Raw genomic sequence first — 16,831 nt, forward strand, 5'->3', positions numbered from 1 at the left:
TAGGGAGCGCGGGCTTGATCAACCCGACGGGGCAACGCTAGGCAGTTCCGCGTGAATGCCGCAGCAATTCCGACGCGTGAGCCGGAAACATGCAGCGCCCGTTCAGTCGAATCACGCCGTTGGCTTCAGCCGCGCATGTCTTGATGACAGGCGCCGCATGTCTCACCGATCGCGTCGATCGTTATGCGCAGGCTGGCGCAGTCCGCAGGCGGCGTCGCCAGCGCAGCGTCGAGGGTGCGACGCGCGTTGGCGGCGTGCGCGACGAAGCCGCGATGGTCACGCAGGTCGGGGAAGGCGGGTTCGAGATCGGTTGACAGGGCACGCATCGTTTGCAGATGAGGAAGGGCGTCACTGAGTGCGCAGCGGTTTGAATCCAGATCGCCCGACAGTTGCGCCATCTGCGCCCGGTAGAGCTGCATCAGCGCGGCGGGATACCGGTCCTGCCAGGTCTTGCGGGCATCGAAGGTGCGCAGCATCACCACGATCAGCACGACGCCGACCAGCAGGCCGATCGCGAACACCACCAGATAGCCTGCCGCCGAGGACGGCGAGCGGGGCGGCAGGGTGGCGGTCGGAGGTGTGGTGGACATCGCGGATTCCTGGCGGGGCGCTGGGCGGCGCGACCTTAGCACGCGGCCGTGCGCCGCCCGCCGCCGTTAAACTGTGCGCATGGACGAAGACGCACGCACACGATTTTCCGGCATCGAACGGCTGTACGGGCAGGGCAGCGTCACGCGCCTGCTGCAGCGGCATGTCGCGGTCGTCGGTTTGGGCGGTGTCGGCTCGTGGGTCGCCGAAGCGCTCGCGCGGACCGGGGTCGGCGCGCTGACACTGATCGATGCCGACGATATCTGCGTGTCCAACACCAATCGCCAGCTGCCAGCGCTCGCGGGGCAATACGGTCGCAACAAGGCCGAGGCGATGGCCGAGCGCTGCCTCGCGATCAATCCTTCGATGGAGCTGCACGCCGTGCAGGCCTTCGTGACGCCGACCAATCTGGAAGAAATGCTGGGCGGCGGGTTCGATCTCGTCATCGATGCCTGCGACAGCTTCCGCAGCAAGGTCGAACTGATCGCCTGGTGCCGTCGCCGCAAGTTGCCGGTGATCACCGTCGGCGCCGCCGGTGGTCGCATCGATCCGACCCTGGTCCGCGTGCGCGATCTGTCGCGCACCGAGCACGACGCGATGCTCGCGTTGATCCGCAAAAAGCTGCGCGCGGAGTTCAATTTTCCGAAGACGGCGAAACGCTACTTCGGCGTCTCGGCGATCTACTCGCTGGAGAACGTGCGCTATCCGCAGGCGGACGGCACGGTCTGTGGCATCCGCCCGCAGTTGGGCCCGGACGCGGCATTGAACCTCGATTGCGGCAGCGGGCTGGGCGCGGCGACGCATATCACCGGCGCCTTTGCGTTCGCGGCCGTGGGCCGCGCGATCGAGCTGCTGCTCAAGCCCTCGGCCGACGCTGCGGCCTGAGAAACTGTTCACGATCTGTCGCGAGCGCAGCCGGATGGCGCGTGGCGGAGCGCAGAAAGCGCAGTGTACGTGCGGGTACATGAGCATTTCGAGCACCGCACGCGCGCCATCCGGCAAGCGCAGCAAGATCGTGGACAGGTTCTGAGCGGGCGTTTCAGGCCGCTTCGATCCGGAACAGCGCCAGCGCATTGCGCGAGGTCTGCGCGGCGACTTCATCGGGCGTGATGCCGCGCAGCTGCGCCACCACGTCGCGGATACGTGTGAGTCGCGCGGGCTCGTTGCGCTGGCCGCGATGGTCGGCATCGGGCTGGTCGGGTGCGTCGGTCTCGAGCAGCAGTTGTTCAAGCGGCATGTCCGCGACCACGCGATGCAGACGCTTCGCGCGGTCATAGGTCAGCGGCCCGCCGAGTCCGATCAGAAATCCGATCTTCCACAGCTGCGCCGCCTGCTCCGGGCTGCCGCTGAAGCTGTGGACCACGCCGCGCAGGCCGTCGAAGCGGCGCAGCAGACCGATGGTCTCCTCCACCGCGCGTCGTGCATGCACGATCACCGGCAGGTCGTGCGCATGCGCGAGCCGCAACTGGCCTTCGAAGTAATGCAACTGCGCGTCGGCGTCGAGGCCTTCGACGAAATGATCGAGCCCGCACTCGCCGATCGCGACCGGCCGTTCGCGTTCGACCCATTCGGCGAGTGCGTCGAGATGCTCGGGCCGATGATGGGCGAGGAAAGTCGGATGCAGCCCGTAGGTCGCGTGCAGGCCGGCCGCGGCCGCGCAGACCTCACGCAGCTTCGGCCAGGCCTGCGCATGTGTCGCCGGGATCACCTGATGCGCAATCCCGGCCTGCCGCGCACGTTCGACGACGGCGTCGCGATCGGGATCGAACTCCGGTGCATCGAGATGGCAATGGCTGTCGACCAGCATCGCGGTGCTCAGGAACGACGCGCCTCGCCATCGAACGGCGGCCGCGGCGCGTCGTCGCCCGGCTTGGGCGTGCGCTTGCGTTTGGCCAGCACCACGGTCGCCAGGCCAAGCAGGACCTCGTCGATCAGGATGATCGGGTCGGGAATCAGCAGGTTCACGCCGAACAGCACGGCGGTCACCATGAAGATGCGCGGGTAGCTCAGCCGCGACAGCCAGGCGATGAGCGGGGCGGACAGTACTTTGCGCACGGCAGGCTCCAACGGCGGAATACAGAGGGCAGATGGACGCTAGCACGCCATTCCGCAACCCCGGTTTAGCGGGTCGTCAGCCTGGAGGGCCAATTTCCGGCGGCTGTTCAGCATCCGGATGCTGCAATCGGCACCAAGAACGAAACAGGCCGTCCAGGTCGAAAGGAGAGAGCGATGAAGAGCAACACGATCGCGATTGCATTGGCATCCCTGCTCGTGGGTGGCGTGGCCGTCGGTGCGTATCACAACAGCCGCGACGCGGCCGACCCGATCGCAGGTGCGGACGTCGCTGGCGCCATCGACGCGAAGACCGGCGAACCCGTCGGCGAAACACGCGCTGCGCTGGAGTACGCGGATGTCGTCGATGTCCGCCCGGTTACCGAGACCGGACAGCTCTACGCCACGGTGCTCGGCAGCGAGCCGATCCGCGAGACCATGACCAGCAACTCGCCGCGCGAAGTCTGCGAGGACGTCGTGGTGCAGGAGCGTCTGCCCGAGCGCGACGGCAACGTTGGCGGCACCGTCGTCGGTGCGCTGGTCGGTGGGCTGGTCGGCAACCAGATCGGCAGCGGCAACGGCCGCAAGCTGGCGACCGCAGCCGGCGCGACCGCCGGTGGCTTCGTCGGCAACCGCGTCGACCGCAACCACGTCGGTGGCCGCGTGACCGAACGCGTCGACCGCCAGTGCCGCACCGTGCAGGACTCCTCGCAGTCCTCTCGTGTGGTCGCCTACAACGTCAGCTACCGCAATCCGGACGGCACCACCGGTTCGATGCGCACCGACGCCAAGCCCGGCAACCGCATCCTGCTGGGCGACGAAGAGCGCACGGTCGGCTACGACGTGACCTACGTCTACGACGGCACCGAGCGCACGATCCGCATGGACGAGCGCCCGGAAGAGCGTCTGCCGGTGATCAACGGCCGCATCATGACGGCTGCACTCGACACGTCGGCCGATACGTCGTCGGCGGCCCGCCAGTAACGCCCCAGCGTCTGTTCGCATGACCCGAGGGGCCGGCCAATGCCGGCCCTTCGCATGTCCGGGGTCCGCCCGGCACGCGATCGTTGCCACCGATACAATCGGCCGATCACCCTCCGGGACGATCCGCCATGGCCCTGCATCCCTACGATCTGTACGACGTGCGTTCGCTGTTGTCCGACGAGGAGCGGGCGGTGCAGGACGCGGTGGCGCGTTTCACCGATGAGCGCGTGCTGCCGATCATCGGCGACTGCTTCGACCAGGCGCGCTTCCCGCACGAACTGGTGCCTGAAATGGCCAGCCTTGGCCTGCTCGGCGCGACACTCCCGGAAGAGTACGGCTGCGCCGGCCTCAACTCGGTCAGCTACGGCTTGATCTGCCAGGAACTGGAGCGCGGCGATTCGGGACTGCGCAGCTTCGCCAGCGTGCAGTCCTCGCTGTGCATGTATCCGATCTTCGCCTACGGCAGCGAGGAACAGCGCCGGCGCTGGTTGCCGGATATGGCCAAAGGTGAAGTCATCGGGTGCTTCGGGTTGACCGAAGCGCACGGCGGCTCGGATCCGGCGAACATGAAGACCCATGCGAAACGCGATGGCGACGACTGGGTGCTCAACGGCTCGAAGATGTGGATCACCAACGGCAATCTGGCCCACGTCGCGATCGTCTGGGCGCAGACCGATGACGGCATCCAGGGTTTTCTCGTCGAGCGGGAGTTCGCCGGCTTCACCGCGCAGGAAATCAAACACAAGATGAGCCTGCGTGCCTCGGTGACCAGCGCGTTGTACTTCGATGGCGTGCGCGTTCCGGAGGCGAACCGCCTGCCGAACGTCAAGGGATTGAAAGGCCCGCTGGGCTGTCTGACGCAGGCGCGTTACGGCATTACCTGGGGGCCGATCGGCGCCGCCATCGCCTGTCTCGACGAGGCGCTCAATTACTCCAAGGAACGCATCCTGTTCGAGCGCCCGGTCGCGGCGACGCAGAGCGCGCAGATCAAGATGGCCGACTGGGCGCGTCGCATCACCAGCGCGCAGCTGCTGTCGCTGCAGCTCGGACGCCTCAAGGACGCCGGCAACATGCAGCCCACGCAGGTGTCGCTGGCGAAGTGGAACAACTGCCGCATGGCGATCGACATCGCGCGCGAAGCGCGTGACCTGCTCGGCGGCGCCGGTATCACCACCGAACACAGCCCGATCCGCCACGCGCTCAATCTCGAGTCGGTGATTACCTACGAGGGCACCGAAACTGTGCATCAGCTGGTGGTCGGACGTGAGCTGACCGGCATCAACGCGTTTTGAACATGCGTACGATCCGCTCACGCACGTTCACCGCAGACAAGGCCTGGGATGCCTTGGATATCGCCGTGATCGAAGGCGCGAGCGTGAGGCTGCACTGGACCGACCAACCGTACAAATGGCATGTCAACGACGGCGAAGAGATCTTCGTGGTGCTGGATGGGCGCGTGGACATGCACTATCGCGACGATAGCGGGGAACATGTCGTCGCATTGGAAGCCGGTGACCTGTTCCACGCCGACGTAGGAGATGCCCACGTGGCACATCCGGTCGGTGCGGCGCGCATCCTCGTGATCGAAAGAGCCGGCAGTATTTGAAGGACCACCGACGATGCAAAACGCGCCTGCCCCTGTCCGCGAGACCGAACGGCTGATCCTGCGCCTGCCGCGGCTCGAGGATTGCGTGCGTTATGCGGAGCCTAGGGCCGACGAGGTGGCCTTGCGTTCTGTCGGCGGCCATCTGCCGCGTAGCGCGGCATGGCTTGAATACCTGCGGATGTCGGGCGCGTGGGCGGTGCAGGGCGTCGCGATGTTGTCCCTGATCGGGAAATCTAGCGGCCCGGTGCGCCTGCCGCCGCGGGCGCACGAGATCGCGGTTGAACTCCGTGGCCAAACCCGCGCGCAGTGGCAGGCGGCCGGGGCGACCCGCGCATGACCGCGGTCTACGGCTATTCGCCGTCCGGCAACTGCCACAAGGTGCGTCTGCTGCTCGAGCAGATGGACCGGCCGTATACGTGGATCGAGACCGACAGCAGTCGCGGCGAGACGCGTACGCCGGGTTACCTCGCGAAGAATCCGAACGGCCAGGTGCCGATGCTGGAACTCGATGACGGCCGCGTACTGGTCGAGTCGAACGCGATCCTGTGTTTTCTCGCCGCCGGCACGCCGCTGCTGCCGAGCGATCCTTGGCAGCACGCGCAGGCGCTGCGCTGGATGTTCTTCGAGCAGTACAGCCACGAGCCCGCGATCGCAGTCGCGCGTTTCATCCGCGGCTGGACCGAAGCCGACTCACCGCGCCGCGCGGAACTGCCTGCGCTGCAGGCGCGTGGCCATCGTGCGCTGGTGGTGATGGACGGGCATCTGTCTGCCGGCGCCGCGTGGTTTTCCGGCAACGCCTACGGCGTGGCCGATATCGCGCTGTTCGCTTACACGGCCGTCGCGCCTGACGGCGGCTTCGACCTGGCCCCGTATCCGGCGCTGCGCGACTGGCTCGCGCGCGTACGCGGCACGCCGGGTTTTATCGACATGCCGGCGCCCGCGCCGGTCAACGCCGCGAGGCTCGCGGCCACGGACTGAAGGTGACTCGATGTTTGCAGTCGTTCCCGATCCGATCCCGGCCCGCATGAAGGGCCTCAACCGCGCCGAGATCTGCGACGCGAATTTCCAGCAGTTCGTCCGCGAGTGGGACGGCCAGCGCGATGCCGTACCTGCCGATCACGAGATGATCGTCGACGGCAGCGCGCTGGATGCGCGAGGGTTTCGCGAACTGTTCGAGTCGCAGCTGATCAGTCGCCATCTCGATCTGATGGCGCGCGTGCTGCGGGTGCAGAACAAAGTCTTCTACACGATCGGTTCGAGCGGCCACGAAGGCAATGCGATGGTCGCGCGTGCCACGCGGCATACCGATCCGGCGTTCCTGCATTACCGCAGCGGCGGCTTCATGGCCGAGCGTTTCCGCAAGGTGCCGGGCATGGATCCGGTGATGGATTCGGCGCTGTCGTTCGCCGCGAGCGCGGACGATCCGGCCAGTGGCGGCCGGCACAAGGTCTGGGGCAGCAAGCCGCTGTGGGTCTTGCCGCAGACCTCGACGATCGCCTCGCACCTGCCCAAGGCGCTGGGCACCGCGATCGCGATCGAGCACGCGCGTCGCATCGGCCACGCGTTGCCGGTGCCGGTCGACAGCATTGTCGTGTGCTCGTTCGGCGATGCGTCGAGCAACCACGCGACCGCGCAGACCGCGTTCAACGCTGCCGCTTACAGCGCGTACCAGAAGCTGCCGGCGCCGGTGCTGTTCGTCTGCGAGGACAACGGCATCGGCATTTCGGTGAAGACGCCGGATGGCTGGATCGCGCGCAACTTCGCCCACCGGCCCGATCTCGACTATTTCGCTGCCGACGGACTGGATCTTGCTTCCGGTTACGGCGATGTCGAGCGCGCGGTCGCACACTGCCGACGCACGCGGCGGCCGACTTTCCTGCACTTGCGCACGACCCGGCTCATGGGCCACGCCGGCACCGATTTCGAGATCGAGTGGCGCGCGCTGGCAGAACTGTGCGCGGTCGAGGCCAGCGATCCCTTGCTGCGCAGCGCGGCAATCGCGCTCGAATCGGGACTGCTGTCGAAAAGCGAATTGCTGGAGCTCTACGAGGCCATGCGGGTGCGCTGTTTCGCCGCCGCGGAAGACGCCGACAGCCGTCCGCGCCTGACCCGGCTGGACGATGTGATGGCACCCCTCGCGCCGTACTCGCCGGAACAGGTCCACGTCGAGGCAACGCGCGTGCCCGATGCCGATGCGCGCATCGCGGTCTTCGGCAGCGAGGCTGCGTTGCCCGAACGCCAGCCGCCGAAGCATCTGGCGGTGCAGATCAACCAGGCGCTGCACGACCTGTTCGCGAAGTATCCCGAAGCGTTGCTGTTCGGCGAGGACGTCGCGCAGAAGGGCGGTGTCTATACCGTCACCAAGGGCCTGCAGAAGACCTTCGGCGGGCGGCGCGTGTTCAATACGCTGCTCGACGAAACGACGATTCTCGGTCTGGCCCAGGGTTTCGCGAATATGGGCATGCTCCCGCTGCCCGAAATCCAGTACCTCGCGTACTTCCACAATGCCGCTGACCAGATCCGCGGCGAGGCTGCGAGCCTGCAGTTCTTCAGCAACGGCCAGTACCGCAATCCGATGGTCGTGCGCATCGCGTCGCTGGGTTATCAGCGCGGTTTCGGTGGGCATTTCCACAACGATAATTCGATCGCGGCGCTGCGCGACATTCCCGGCATCGTCGTCGGCTGTCCCTCGCGCGGCGACGACGCGGCGACGATGCTGCGCACGCTCACCGCGATGGCCAAGGTCGATGGTCGCGTGTGCCTGTTCCTCGAGCCGATCGCGCTGTACATGGCCAAAGATATGTACGCGGCCGGCGACGGCGGCTGGTCGACGGCCTATCCGCCGCCGGACCAGGCGATGCCGTTCGGCGAAGCGCGTGTCTACGATGCAAACGCCACCGATCTGGTCGTGCTGACCTTCGGCAACGGCGTGCCGATGAGTCTGCGTGCAGCGCGCGCGATCCAAGCCGAGCGCGGCTGGAAGGTACGTGTGGTCGATCTGCGCTGGCTGCTGCCGCTCAACGAAGGCGAGATCGCCCGCCATGTCGGCGAATGCGCACGCGTGGTGGTGGTCGACGAGGGGCGTCGCAGCGCGGGCGTAGGCGAGGGCATCGTCACCGCGATCGCGGAGGCGGGTTTCGGCGACATGCCGCTGCGGCGCGTAGTGGGCGCCGATACGTTCACCCCGCTGGCGAGCGCGGCATTCCTGGTGATTCCGTCGCAGGCGGACATCGTCGCGGCGGCGCTGACGATGGTGTGAGGCGCTGTTGGCGCCGGGGACGCGTCTTGTCAGCCGATAGGAATAATGACGACATCTCCCTTTGGGAGAGGTCGACGCGCGCAGCGCGTCGGGTGAGGGAGGGCCGCTATAGGAGCATCTCCGAAAAGCGCCCTCATCCGCCCTCCGGGCACCTTCCCCCAGAGGGGGAAGGGCCATCACCGATCGACGTCGCGATCTGCGTCATTCCGCCAAGCGCACCCGCACTTCCACGCGCCGGTTCGGCGCCAGGCACGTAATCAGCGCCTGACCACGCTCGGATTTGCATTCGCTCACCGGCTCGACATCCCCGCGACCTACCGCGGTGATGCGGTCCGACGGCACGCCGTGTTCGACCAGATACCCGCGCACGGCTTCGGCGCGGCGGTTCGACAGGCGCAGGTTGCCTTGGCGGTTGCCGATGCGGTCGCTATGGCCGATGACGTGGACGACGTCGAGCGTGCGGCCCGACAGGCGGCCGGCGAGGGCATCGAGTGCAGCGCGTCCGGCCGGGCTGATGTCGCGGATGTCGGCCTTGCCGAACGCGAACAGGCCGTCGGCATCGAGTTGTTCGACGAACGCGGTCGGTTCGGGTGGCGGCGGTACCGCGGATTCCTGCACCGGCGCCGAGCTGGCGCACGCGGCGAGCACACACGTGACAACGGACGCGGCAAACGCCGCGGACAGCGAACTGTGTTTCATGACGACCCCTTGGATGGTTCCCCTGATCCATGTCGCCGCAGGCGATAACCCGTGCAGCGACGGCTTCGACATTCCCCTGGGCGCGTGCGCCCCCTGTCGCGGCCGAGCATAGCAGCCGGATCACGACAGTCGGATGGCGATCAGGGCGGGCCGGGAACGCCCGTGGGATCAGCGGGCGAAGCCGTCCAGCAGCGGTGTGTCGACGACATCGATCCCGCCGATCTGCAGCGGCGCGTCAGGCCGTTCGAGCGGCAGCACCGCCAGCGCGAGATCGCCGGCGATGGATACGACCTTGCCCAGCACCTGTTCGCCGGTCCGCACGTCTTCGCCAGCTGCGGCATCGGCTGCGCTGCGCAGAACGGCCAAGCCGCGTTTTGCCTGGCCGAGGAAGTGCGTGCGCGCGACGATTTCCTGTCCGGGATAGCAGCCCTTGGCGACGCTGAAGGCGCGCAAACGTTCGAGAGACAGCTGCTGCGGCGTCCACTGCTCGCGCTGGTCCACGTCGAGGCGGGGCAGGCCGTGGGCGATGTCGAACGCGCGCCAGCGCAGCTGCGCGTCGGCATCGTGTGCGATGTCGGTATCGACCTCACGCATCACCAGCGTGCGCGGTTCGGCGGGCGAGCCAAAGTCCAGTTCGATTCCGGCGGCATCGATTGCCGCGGTCGCGTTCTGCGCAATCGACGGTGGTGCGAACCGTCCCGTCGCATAAATGTCGCTGTGCACCTCGATCGAGACCTTGCTGCGGAAGACGTAGCGTCTCAGCGATGTCGCCAATGCGTCGACATCGGCATCGAGTACGACCAGATCGAGCCGTTCGGCGCTGTGCCGAAGCACGGCGAACAGGGCGATCACACGTCCCTTCGGGGTCAACCAACCGCTCCACTGCCACTGTCCGTCACCGAGCGTCGCGATATCGCTCATGAACTGCGCTTGCGCGAATGCGATGCAATCGCGTCCGCGAAGCGTCAACGATGCGATGTCCGGAAGCGCGAATGCAGCATCGGAAGTGGATTGCAGCTTGTCTGACATGCCCGTGGGAACTAAAATTGAACGAATGACCAATCCGGACATCATAGGCGAGGACACGGACACACCGTCGTCGTCGCCTGCGGAAATGCCTGTTCCGGCATCGCCGCCCGCAGAAGAGATCGGAGGCCGCAACGGTCTCGATCCCACGCGGTATGGCGACTGGGAAAAGAACGGTCGTTGCATCGATTTTTGATCCGTCACGTCGTGTCTGGCGGGCAGATCCGCAGTACCAGCCACGCGGCGAGACGCCGCCAGCGAGGAGAGCAGTACAACGATGGCACACCGTAACCGCCCCCTGTCACCGTTCATGCTCGGCACGCTCTATCGCCTGCAGATCACATCGGTGATGTCCCTGATGCACCGGGTCACCGGCATCATCGCCTCGGTCGGTGCATTCGGCCTCGCCTGGTGGTTGCTGGCGGTCGCCAAGGGCGGCGACGCCTACGTGAGCGCTTCGGCCTGCCTCGGTTCGCCGCTCGGCACGATCGCGCTCATCGCGTTCTCGTTCGCGCTGGTCTACCACCTGCTCAACGGCATCCGCCACCTGATGTGGGATGCGGGCATGGGCTTCGAACTGCCGGAGGTCTATCGCTCCGGGTACACCGTGATCACCCTGGCCGTCGTGTTGACCGCCGTGATCTGGTTCATTGCATTGCGGGGTGGCGCATGAGCGAGTCCAAGACGCCGGACCAGGCCGTGCAGCGGCCCGATTTCCGTACGCCCGTCGGTCGCGCACGCGGCCTGGGTTCGGGCAAGACCGGTACCGGTCATTTCTGGTGGCAGCGTGTCACCGCCGTGGCGCTGGTGCCGCTGGTCGCGTGGTTCATCGGCACCCTGGTGTCGCTGGCCGGCGCCGATCTCGTCACCGTGCAGACCGTCATCGCGCGTCCGTTCAACGCGATCGCCTTCGCGCTGTTCGCCATTGCGATGTTCTGGCACGCCAAGCTCGGCCTGCAGGTGGTGATCGAGGATTACATCCACCAGCGCGCGCTGGAGGTCAGCCTCCAGCTCCTCGTCACATTCGCCTGCGCCGCTGGCGCGCTCGCATCGCTGTACGCGATTGCGCGCATCGCACTGCTGGGCTGAGAACCACATGACCAACGCTTACAAGATCACCGAACACACCTACGACATGATCGTCGTTGGCGCCGGCGGCGCCGGCCTGCGCGCGACCTTCGGCCTGGCCCACAAGGGCCTGCAGACTGCATGTCTGACCAAAGTCTTCCCGACGCGCTCGCACACCGTCGCAGCGCAGGGCGGCATCTCTGCAGCCCTCGGCAACATGGGCGACGACGACTGGCGCTATCACTTCTACGACACGATCAAGGGCTCCGACTGGCTGGGCGACCAGGACGCCATCCAGTACATGTGCCGTGAGGCCATCCCCGCGATCATCGAGCTCGAGCACCAGGGCGTGCCGTTCTCGCGTACCGAAGAAGGCAAGATCTACCAGCGTCCGTTCGGCGGCATGACCACCGAATATGGCAAGGGCATCGCCCAGCGCACCTGCGCCGCGGCCGACCGCACCGGCCACGCGATCCTGCACACGCTCTACCAGCAGTCGCTGGCGCATGACGCGCGCTTCTTCATCGAGTACTTCGCGCTCGACCTGATCATGGACGAGGACGGCGCCTGCCGCGGCGTGCTCGCACTCGACATGGCCGAGGGCACGTTGCATCTGTTCCGCGCCCAGGGCGTGGTGCTGGCGACCGGTGGCTACGGCCGCGCGTACTTCTCCGCGACCTCCGCGCACACCTGCACCGGCGACGGTGGCGGCATGGCGCTGCGCGCCGGCCTGGGTCTGCAGGACATGGAGTTCGTGCAGTTCCACCCGACCGGTATCTACGGCGCGGGTTGTCTGATCACCGAAGGCGTGCGCGGCGAAGGCGGCATTCTGCGCAACGCCAGCGGCGAGCGCTTCATGGAGCGCTACGCACCGAACGCCAAGGATCTCGCCTCGCGTGACGTCGTCTCGCGTTCGATGACGATGGAAATCCTCGAAGGCCGCGGCGTCGGCGAGCACAAGGATCACATCCATCTGGATCTGACCCATCTCGACCCGAAGGAAATCCACGAGAAGCTGCCCGGCATCGCCGAGAGCGCGCGGATTTTCGCCGGCGTCGACGTCGAGAAGCAGCCGATCCCGGTGATTCCGACCGTGCACTACAACATGGGCGGCATTCCGACCAACTACCACGGCGAAGTCGTGCAGTTGAAGGACGGCAATCCGGATGCGGTGGTCCCGGGCCTGTACGCGATCGGCGAAGCTGCCTGCGTGTCGGTGCACGGCGCGAACCGTCTGGGCTCGAACTCGCTGCTCGATCTGGTGGTGTTCGGTCGCGCGGTGGCCAACCGCTGCGCCGAGACGCTCACGCCGGGCGCGCGCCACAAGCCGCTCGCCAAGGATGCCTGCGACAAGTCGCTGTCGAACCTCGACGCGCTGCGTCACGCCACTGGCGGCACGCCGACCTCGGTGATCCGCGACAACATGCAGCGCACGATGCAGAACGACGCTGCCGTGTTCCGCACCAGCAAAACGCTGGCCGAAGGCGTCGACAAGATCCGCGAGATCCATGCCTCGTTCGCCGACGTCAAGGTCAGCGACCGCTCGATGGTCTGGAACTCGGATCTGATCGAGACCATGGAACTGCAGAACCTGCTGGGCCAGGCGCTGGTCACCATCGTTTCGGCCGAGAACCGCAAGGAATCCCGCGGCGCGCATGCGCATGAGGACTTCCCGGACCGCGACGACGAGAACTGGCACAAGCACACCCTGTGCTGGGCCGACAATGCCGGCAACACGCAGATCGATTACCGCCCGGTGCACATGTACACGCTCGACGACGAAGTCGAAGTCGTGCCGCCGAAAGCACGCGTTTACTGAGCCGGGGAATCAAAATGGCAGAATTTTCGCTTCCGAAGAATTCCAAGGTGCAGCAGGGCCGGCATTTCCCGGCCACGGGCGCCACGCGTACGCGCACCTTCAAGGTCTATCGTTGGAATCCCGATGACGGTCGCAATCCGTCGACGGATACCTACGAGGTCGATCTCGACAAGTGCGGGCCGATGGTTCTCGACGCACTGATCAAGATCAAGAACGAGATCGATCCGACGCTGACCTTCCGCCGTTCGTGCCGCGAGGGCATCTGCGGTTCGTGCGCGATGAACATCGACGGCACGAACACGCTGGCCTGTACTCGCGCGATCGAGGACTGCAAGAAGGCCGAGGTGCCGATCTACCCGCTGCCGCACATGGAAGTGGTCAAGGATCTGGTGCCCGACCTGACCCACTTCTACGCGCAGTACGCGTCGATCCAGCCGTGGATCCGCACGCAGAGCGCGGCGCCGCCGGATCGCGAGCGTCTGCAGTCCAAGGAAGACCGCGCCAAGCTCGACGGTCTGTACGAGTGCATCCTGTGCGCCTGCTGCTCGACCAGCTGCCCGAGCTACTGGTGGAACGGTGAGCGGTATCTCGGCCCGGCCGTGCTGCTGCAGGCCTACCGCTGGATCATCGACAGCCGCGACGAAGACACCGGTGCGCGTCTGGACGATCTGGAAGATCCGTTCAAGCTCTATCGCTGCCACACGATCATGAACTGCGCCCGGACCTGCCCGAAGGGTCTGAACCCGGCCAAGGCGATCGGCGAGATCAAGCAGCTGATGCTGGCGCGTCGCGGCTGATCGGCAGGCGCCTGGTCGATGCGATGTATCGATCGGGCGTGAGGCGCCGCCAGTTTCTGTCGGAATACCTGTCCGTCATTCCGGCGAACGCCGGAATCCCGCGTCTTGGGCGTTCCCGGATACCGTTATCGCGAAGCAGAGACACTGGATTCCGGCGTTCGCCGGAATGACGGGCTCGAGCGTCGCCTGTCAGGGATCAGAAAACGCATGACCTACGACGACGCCACCGAACTCCGTCGCCTGCGCTGGCGCAGCCGGCGTGGCATGCGCGAGCTCGACCGCTTGTTCGAGCGCTGGCTCGACCGCTGCTGGGCGACATCCACCGAAGCCGAGCGCGAGGTTTTCCGACGGCTGCTGGATTGCGAGGACGATAGGCTCTGGAAGTGGTTCCTCGGCCATGAGCGTTCCGACGATGCGCAGCTCGACACCCTCGTCCAGTCGATCCGGCAGCTCTCGCCCGGCTGAGCCGTTGCCGCTGCGGCTGGCGTGGCGACCTTCGATCCTGCTGCAGGGTGCGCTCGCGGCGATCGGATTCTGTGCGTGCATCGCGCTGTGGTTGTCCGAACTGCCGATGATCGCCACCGTCTGCGCGATGCCATTGGTCGTCGCTGCGACCCTGCATCGCATCGCCCTTGAGCGACGTGCACCGGTGCGCGCACTCGTCATCGATGCCGCAGGTGCCGCCCACCTCGATGGCGTCGTCCTCGACACGCCGCAACTCGAATGGCGCGGCCCGCTGGCGATCCTGTGTTGGCGTGACGGTCGCCGCGTGCGTCGACTGCTGTGGTGGCCCGACACGCTGCCGCCCCCCGCGCGACGTGAACTCCGTCTGGCCGCTTCCGCGCTCGTGACGCGACCGACACCGGATTCGATGGCACCATAGCGGCGCCCCGGGCGGGCGGCGCACCGGCCCGGCGGCCGCGGACGCCGCGGCCCCCATGACCGGACGTCCATGCTCAGACCCATTCCTGCCGCCATCGGCCTGCGTTATCTCAGGGCCAAGCGGCGCAACGGCTTCATCTCCTTCATCTCGCTGGCCTCGATCCTCGGCATCGCCATCGGCGTGACCGTACTGATCACGACGCTCGCGGTGATGAGCGGCTTTCAGAAGGAAATCCGCGACCGCATGCTCGGCATGGTCGCGCACGCGACGATCAGCGCCGACGGCGACACGCTGTCGAACTGGCAACGCGCGGTCGATGTCGCGCGCGAGGATCCCCGCGTCGCCGGCGCCGCGCCCTACGTCGACACGCAGGCGCTGCTGCGCGGCCGTCGCAACGAGCCGGCTGCGGTGCGCGCGATCGTGCCCGAGGACGAAGCGCAGGTGTCCGACCTCACCACGTCGATGGTCATCGGCAAGCTCGAGGATCTGCAGCCGGGCACGTTCAACATCGTGCTCGGACGCGAACTCGCGCTGTGGCTCGGTGTCGGCGTCGGCGACAGCGTCATCGTGACCACGGATTTCCAGGTCACGCCAATGGGCGCGGTGCCGCAGCTCAAACGCTTCACTGTCAGCGGCATTTTCGAGGCCGGCTACCAGGATTTCGACCGGCGCCTCGCGGTGGTCAATCTCAGCGATGCGCAGCGGCTGTTGCGCATTGGCGACGGCGTCACCGGCGTGCGCCTGAAACTGCACGACATGGACCGCGCGCAGCAGGTCACGCGCGACCTCGTGCACAAGCTCGGCGGCGTGTACCGGGTGAGCGACTGGAGCATCGAGAACGCGAACATGTTCCGCGCGTTGAAACTCGAGAAGACGATGATCGGCATTCTGCTGTCGCTGATCATCGTCATGGGCTCGTTCAATCTCGTCGCGTCGCAGGTGAGCCTGGTGACCGACAAACAGGCCGACATCGCCATCCTGCGCACGCTGGGGCTCACGCCCGGCGGGGTCATGCAGGTGTTCATGGTGCAGGGCACGATGATCGGCGTGATCGGCACGATTCTCGGCATCACCGGCGGCCTGCTGCTGACCTTCAATCTCGAACACATCCTCGGTGCGATCGAACGCCTGTTCAGCGTCGTGCTGATGCCCGAGGACGTTTATTACGTGACCGGTCTGCCGATCGATCTGCAGGTCAGCGACGTGGTGATGATCGCCAGCGTCGCGTTGGTGATGGCCTTCGTCGCGACGATCTATCCGGCACTGCGCGCCGCGCGCACGGCTCCGGCGGAGGCGCTGCGCTATGAGTGACACGACCACGACTGCACCCGCCTCCGCGCCCGACACCGTCGTGCTCGCGGCCGAAGGCCTGGGCAAGACCTACGCCGAAGGCACGTTGAATACGCCGGTGTTCGACGGCCTGGATTTCGCGGTGCGCGCGGGCGAAACCGTCGCGATCCTCGGTGCGTCCGGCGCCGGCAAGAGCACGCTGCTGCATCTGCTCGGCGGGCTGGATACGCCGACGGCAGGCGAGGTGTACGTGTCCGGCCAGAAGATGAGCGCGCTGTCGAACGCGGCGCGCGGCACGCTGCGCAACCGCTCGCTGGGCTTCGTCTACCAGTTCCATCATCTGCTGCCCGAGTTCACGGCGCTTGAGAACGTGATGCTGCCGGCGCTGCTCAACGGTGCCAGCGATGCCGACGCCACGAAGCGGTCGCGCGATCTGCTGGAGACCGTCGGCCTCGGCCATCGACTCGCCCACAAGCCGGGCGAACTATCGGGTGGCGAGCGTCAGCGCGCTGCGGTCGCGCGTGCGCTGGTCAACAAGCCGGCCTGCGTGCTCGGTGACGAGCCGACCGGCAATCTCGACGAGCGCACTGCGGCCACGGTGTTCGAGCTGATGCTCGAACTCAACCGCGCGCAGCACACCAGCCTCGTGCTGGTGACGCATGACCGCCGACTCGCGCGCAAGCTCGACCGGGTCATGGAGCTGCATCAGGGCAAGCTGCGCGAGGTCGCGAAGGACGACGTCTGAGGTCGGGCGCAGCGG

At 66.5% G+C, this 16,831-nt stretch carries 21 protein-coding genes; 16 read left to right on the forward strand and 5 right to left on the reverse strand.

All coding sequences use genetic code 11. The features are described 5' to 3' along the window. Positions 1–125 precede the first annotated feature (125 nt). The gene (locus LU699_RS16220) at positions 126–590 is read right to left on the reverse strand and encodes a hypothetical protein (RefSeq protein WP_232135786.1); all 465 of its coding nucleotides are present in this window, start codon (positions 588–590) and stop codon (positions 126–128) included. Positions 591–669: 79 nt separating this feature from the next. Here LU699_RS16220 and LU699_RS16225 point away from each other — a divergent pair, with 79 nt between their 5' ends. Next, positions 670–1,473, forward strand: coding sequence for a tRNA threonylcarbamoyladenosine dehydratase (locus LU699_RS16225; RefSeq protein WP_232135785.1), 804 nt, complete (start codon positions 670–672; stop codon positions 1,471–1,473). Between the two features lie 154 nt (positions 1,474–1,627). On the opposite strand, the gene LU699_RS16230 is transcribed toward LU699_RS16225, so the two are convergent. Continuing rightward, positions 1,628–2,395 carry a TatD family hydrolase gene (locus LU699_RS16230; RefSeq protein ID WP_232135784.1) on the reverse strand — a complete coding sequence of 256 codons (768 nt, stop codon included), beginning with the start codon at positions 2,393–2,395 and terminating at the stop codon, positions 1,628–1,630. 8 nt (positions 2,396–2,403) lie between these two features. Further along, positions 2,404–2,643: a DUF6116 family protein gene (locus LU699_RS16235; RefSeq protein WP_232135783.1), complete on the reverse strand. Its 240-nt coding sequence runs from the start codon at positions 2,641–2,643 to the stop codon at positions 2,404–2,406. 174 nt (positions 2,644–2,817) lie between these two features. Here LU699_RS16235 and LU699_RS16240 point away from each other — a divergent pair, with 174 nt between their 5' ends. The 6 genes from LU699_RS16240 (at position 2,818) to LU699_RS16265 (ending at position 8,489) form a co-directional block, all read left to right on the forward strand. Then, complete coding sequence (locus LU699_RS16240) at positions 2,818–3,624, forward strand: glycine zipper 2TM domain-containing protein (protein WP_232580284.1); 807 nt, start codon at positions 2,818–2,820, stop codon at positions 3,622–3,624. Between the two features lie 128 nt (positions 3,625–3,752). Further along, the gene (locus LU699_RS16245; RefSeq protein WP_232135781.1) at positions 3,753–4,916 is read left to right on the forward strand and encodes an acyl-CoA dehydrogenase family protein; all 1,164 of its coding nucleotides are present in this window, start codon (positions 3,753–3,755) and stop codon (positions 4,914–4,916) included. Between the two features lie 2 nt (positions 4,917–4,918). After that, positions 4,919–5,230 carry a cupin domain-containing protein gene (locus LU699_RS16250; protein ID WP_232135780.1) on the forward strand — a complete coding sequence of 104 codons (312 nt, stop codon included), beginning with the start codon at positions 4,919–4,921 and terminating at the stop codon, positions 5,228–5,230. Positions 5,231–5,243: 13 nt separating this feature from the next. Next, complete coding sequence (locus tag LU699_RS16255) at positions 5,244–5,567, forward strand: GNAT family N-acetyltransferase (protein WP_232135779.1); 324 nt, start codon at positions 5,244–5,246, stop codon at positions 5,565–5,567. After that, positions 5,564–6,208, forward strand: a complete 645-nt coding sequence (locus tag LU699_RS16260; RefSeq protein ID WP_232135778.1) for a glutathione S-transferase family protein — start codon at positions 5,564–5,566, stop codon at positions 6,206–6,208. Before LU699_RS16255 ends, LU699_RS16260 begins: the two co-directional genes overlap by 4 nt. Before the next feature lie 10 nt (positions 6,209–6,218). Next, entirely contained in the window at positions 6,219–8,489 is a 2,271-nt protein-coding gene (locus tag LU699_RS16265) for a thiamine pyrophosphate-dependent enzyme (RefSeq protein ID WP_232150121.1), read from the forward strand. A gap of 201 nt (positions 8,490–8,690) precedes the next feature. On the opposite strand, the gene LU699_RS16270 is transcribed toward LU699_RS16265, so the two are convergent. Together LU699_RS16270 and ygfZ are read right to left on the reverse strand one after the other, a co-directional pair. Continuing rightward, on the reverse strand, positions 8,691–9,188 hold the full coding sequence (locus tag LU699_RS16270; protein WP_232135775.1) for an OmpA family protein: 498 nt from the start codon (positions 9,186–9,188) through the stop codon (positions 8,691–8,693). 168 nt (positions 9,189–9,356) lie between these two features. Next, the gene (gene ygfZ / locus LU699_RS16275) at positions 9,357–10,217 is read right to left on the reverse strand and encodes a CAF17-like 4Fe-4S cluster assembly/insertion protein YgfZ (RefSeq protein ID WP_425491122.1); all 861 of its coding nucleotides are present in this window, start codon (positions 10,215–10,217) and stop codon (positions 9,357–9,359) included. Between the two features lie 25 nt (positions 10,218–10,242). On the opposite strand from ygfZ, the gene LU699_RS16280 reads away from it, so the two are divergent. The 9 genes from LU699_RS16280 (at position 10,243) to lolD (ending at position 16,816) form a co-directional block, all read left to right on the forward strand. Further along, positions 10,243–10,410, forward strand: coding sequence for a DUF1674 domain-containing protein (locus tag LU699_RS16280; protein ID WP_232580286.1), 168 nt, complete (start codon positions 10,243–10,245; stop codon positions 10,408–10,410). 81 nt (positions 10,411–10,491) lie between these two features. Further along, on the forward strand, positions 10,492–10,887 hold the full coding sequence (gene sdhC, locus LU699_RS16285; protein WP_232135773.1) for a succinate dehydrogenase, cytochrome b556 subunit: 396 nt from the start codon (positions 10,492–10,494) through the stop codon (positions 10,885–10,887). Then, complete coding sequence (sdhD, locus tag LU699_RS16290) at positions 10,884–11,303, forward strand: succinate dehydrogenase, hydrophobic membrane anchor protein (protein WP_232135772.1); 420 nt, start codon at positions 10,884–10,886, stop codon at positions 11,301–11,303. The genes sdhC and sdhD overlap by 4 nt, the downstream gene beginning before the upstream one ends. A gap of 7 nt (positions 11,304–11,310) precedes the next feature. Next, positions 11,311–13,101 (forward strand): succinate dehydrogenase flavoprotein subunit, encoded by a 1,791-nt coding sequence (sdhA, locus tag LU699_RS16295; RefSeq protein WP_232135771.1) that lies wholly within the window; start codon positions 11,311–11,313, stop codon positions 13,099–13,101. Between the two features lie 14 nt (positions 13,102–13,115). Continuing rightward, a complete protein-coding gene (locus LU699_RS16300) occupies positions 13,116–13,898 on the forward strand; it encodes a succinate dehydrogenase iron-sulfur subunit (protein WP_232135770.1) in 783 nt (260 codons plus the stop codon). Positions 13,899–14,105: 207 nt separating this feature from the next. Further along, positions 14,106–14,363, forward strand: coding sequence for an FAD assembly factor SdhE (locus LU699_RS16305; RefSeq protein ID WP_232135769.1), 258 nt, complete (start codon positions 14,106–14,108; stop codon positions 14,361–14,363). A gap of 4 nt (positions 14,364–14,367) precedes the next feature. Beyond that, positions 14,368–14,781: a hypothetical protein gene (locus tag LU699_RS16310; RefSeq protein WP_232135768.1), complete on the forward strand. Its 414-nt coding sequence runs from the start codon at positions 14,368–14,370 to the stop codon at positions 14,779–14,781. A gap of 69 nt (positions 14,782–14,850) precedes the next feature. Continuing rightward, the gene (locus LU699_RS16315) at positions 14,851–16,092 is read left to right on the forward strand and encodes a lipoprotein-releasing ABC transporter permease subunit (protein WP_232135767.1); all 1,242 of its coding nucleotides are present in this window, start codon (positions 14,851–14,853) and stop codon (positions 16,090–16,092) included. Beyond that, positions 16,085–16,816, forward strand: coding sequence for a lipoprotein-releasing ABC transporter ATP-binding protein LolD (gene lolD, locus LU699_RS16320; RefSeq protein ID WP_232135766.1), 732 nt, complete (start codon positions 16,085–16,087; stop codon positions 16,814–16,816). Before LU699_RS16315 ends, lolD begins: the two co-directional genes overlap by 8 nt. Positions 16,817–16,831 lie beyond the last annotated feature (15 nt).

It is taken from the genome of Luteimonas fraxinea (assembly GCF_021233355.1).
In the GTDB taxonomy this organism is placed as follows: domain Bacteria; phylum Pseudomonadota; class Gammaproteobacteria; order Xanthomonadales; family Xanthomonadaceae; genus Luteimonas; species Luteimonas fraxinea.

What these genes read in the sequence shown, in the direction of transcription:
- LU699_RS16220 (WP_232135786.1), bottom strand. Translation starts at nt 590, where the DNA reads ATGTCCACCACACCTCCGACCGCCACCCTGCCGCCCCGCTCGCCGTCC.
- LU699_RS16225 (WP_232135785.1), top strand. Translation starts at nt 670, where the DNA reads ATGGACGAAGACGCACGCACACGATTTTCCGGCATCGAACGGCTGTAC.
- LU699_RS16230 (WP_232135784.1), bottom strand. Translation starts at nt 2,395, where the DNA reads ATGCTGGTCGACAGCCATTGCCATCTCGATGCACCGGAGTTCGATCCC.
- LU699_RS16240 (WP_232580284.1), top strand. Translation starts at nt 2,818, where the DNA reads ATGAAGAGCAACACGATCGCGATTGCATTGGCATCCCTGCTCGTGGGT.
- LU699_RS16245 (WP_232135781.1), top strand. Translation starts at nt 3,753, where the DNA reads ATGGCCCTGCATCCCTACGATCTGTACGACGTGCGTTCGCTGTTGTCC.
- LU699_RS16250 (WP_232135780.1), top strand. Translation starts at nt 4,919, where the DNA reads ATGCGTACGATCCGCTCACGCACGTTCACCGCAGACAAGGCCTGGGAT.
- LU699_RS16255 (WP_232135779.1), top strand. Translation starts at nt 5,244, where the DNA reads ATGCAAAACGCGCCTGCCCCTGTCCGCGAGACCGAACGGCTGATCCTG.
- LU699_RS16260 (WP_232135778.1), top strand. Translation starts at nt 5,564, where the DNA reads ATGACCGCGGTCTACGGCTATTCGCCGTCCGGCAACTGCCACAAGGTG.
- LU699_RS16265 (WP_232150121.1), top strand. Translation starts at nt 6,219, where the DNA reads ATGTTTGCAGTCGTTCCCGATCCGATCCCGGCCCGCATGAAGGGCCTC.
- LU699_RS16270 (WP_232135775.1), bottom strand. Translation starts at nt 9,188, where the DNA reads ATGAAACACAGTTCGCTGTCCGCGGCGTTTGCCGCGTCCGTTGTCACG.
- ygfZ (WP_425491122.1), bottom strand. Translation starts at nt 10,217, where the DNA reads ATGTCAGACAAGCTGCAATCCACTTCCGATGCTGCATTCGCGCTTCCG.
- LU699_RS16280 (WP_232580286.1), top strand. Translation starts at nt 10,243, where the DNA reads ATGACCAATCCGGACATCATAGGCGAGGACACGGACACACCGTCGTCG.
- sdhC (WP_232135773.1), top strand. Translation starts at nt 10,492, where the DNA reads ATGGCACACCGTAACCGCCCCCTGTCACCGTTCATGCTCGGCACGCTC.
- sdhD (WP_232135772.1), top strand. Translation starts at nt 10,884, where the DNA reads ATGAGCGAGTCCAAGACGCCGGACCAGGCCGTGCAGCGGCCCGATTTC.
- sdhA (WP_232135771.1), top strand. Translation starts at nt 11,311, where the DNA reads ATGACCAACGCTTACAAGATCACCGAACACACCTACGACATGATCGTC.
- LU699_RS16300 (WP_232135770.1), top strand. Translation starts at nt 13,116, where the DNA reads ATGGCAGAATTTTCGCTTCCGAAGAATTCCAAGGTGCAGCAGGGCCGG.
- LU699_RS16305 (WP_232135769.1), top strand. Translation starts at nt 14,106, where the DNA reads ATGACCTACGACGACGCCACCGAACTCCGTCGCCTGCGCTGGCGCAGC.
- LU699_RS16315 (WP_232135767.1), top strand. Translation starts at nt 14,851, where the DNA reads ATGCTCAGACCCATTCCTGCCGCCATCGGCCTGCGTTATCTCAGGGCC.
- lolD (WP_232135766.1), top strand. Translation starts at nt 16,085, where the DNA reads ATGAGTGACACGACCACGACTGCACCCGCCTCCGCGCCCGACACCGTC.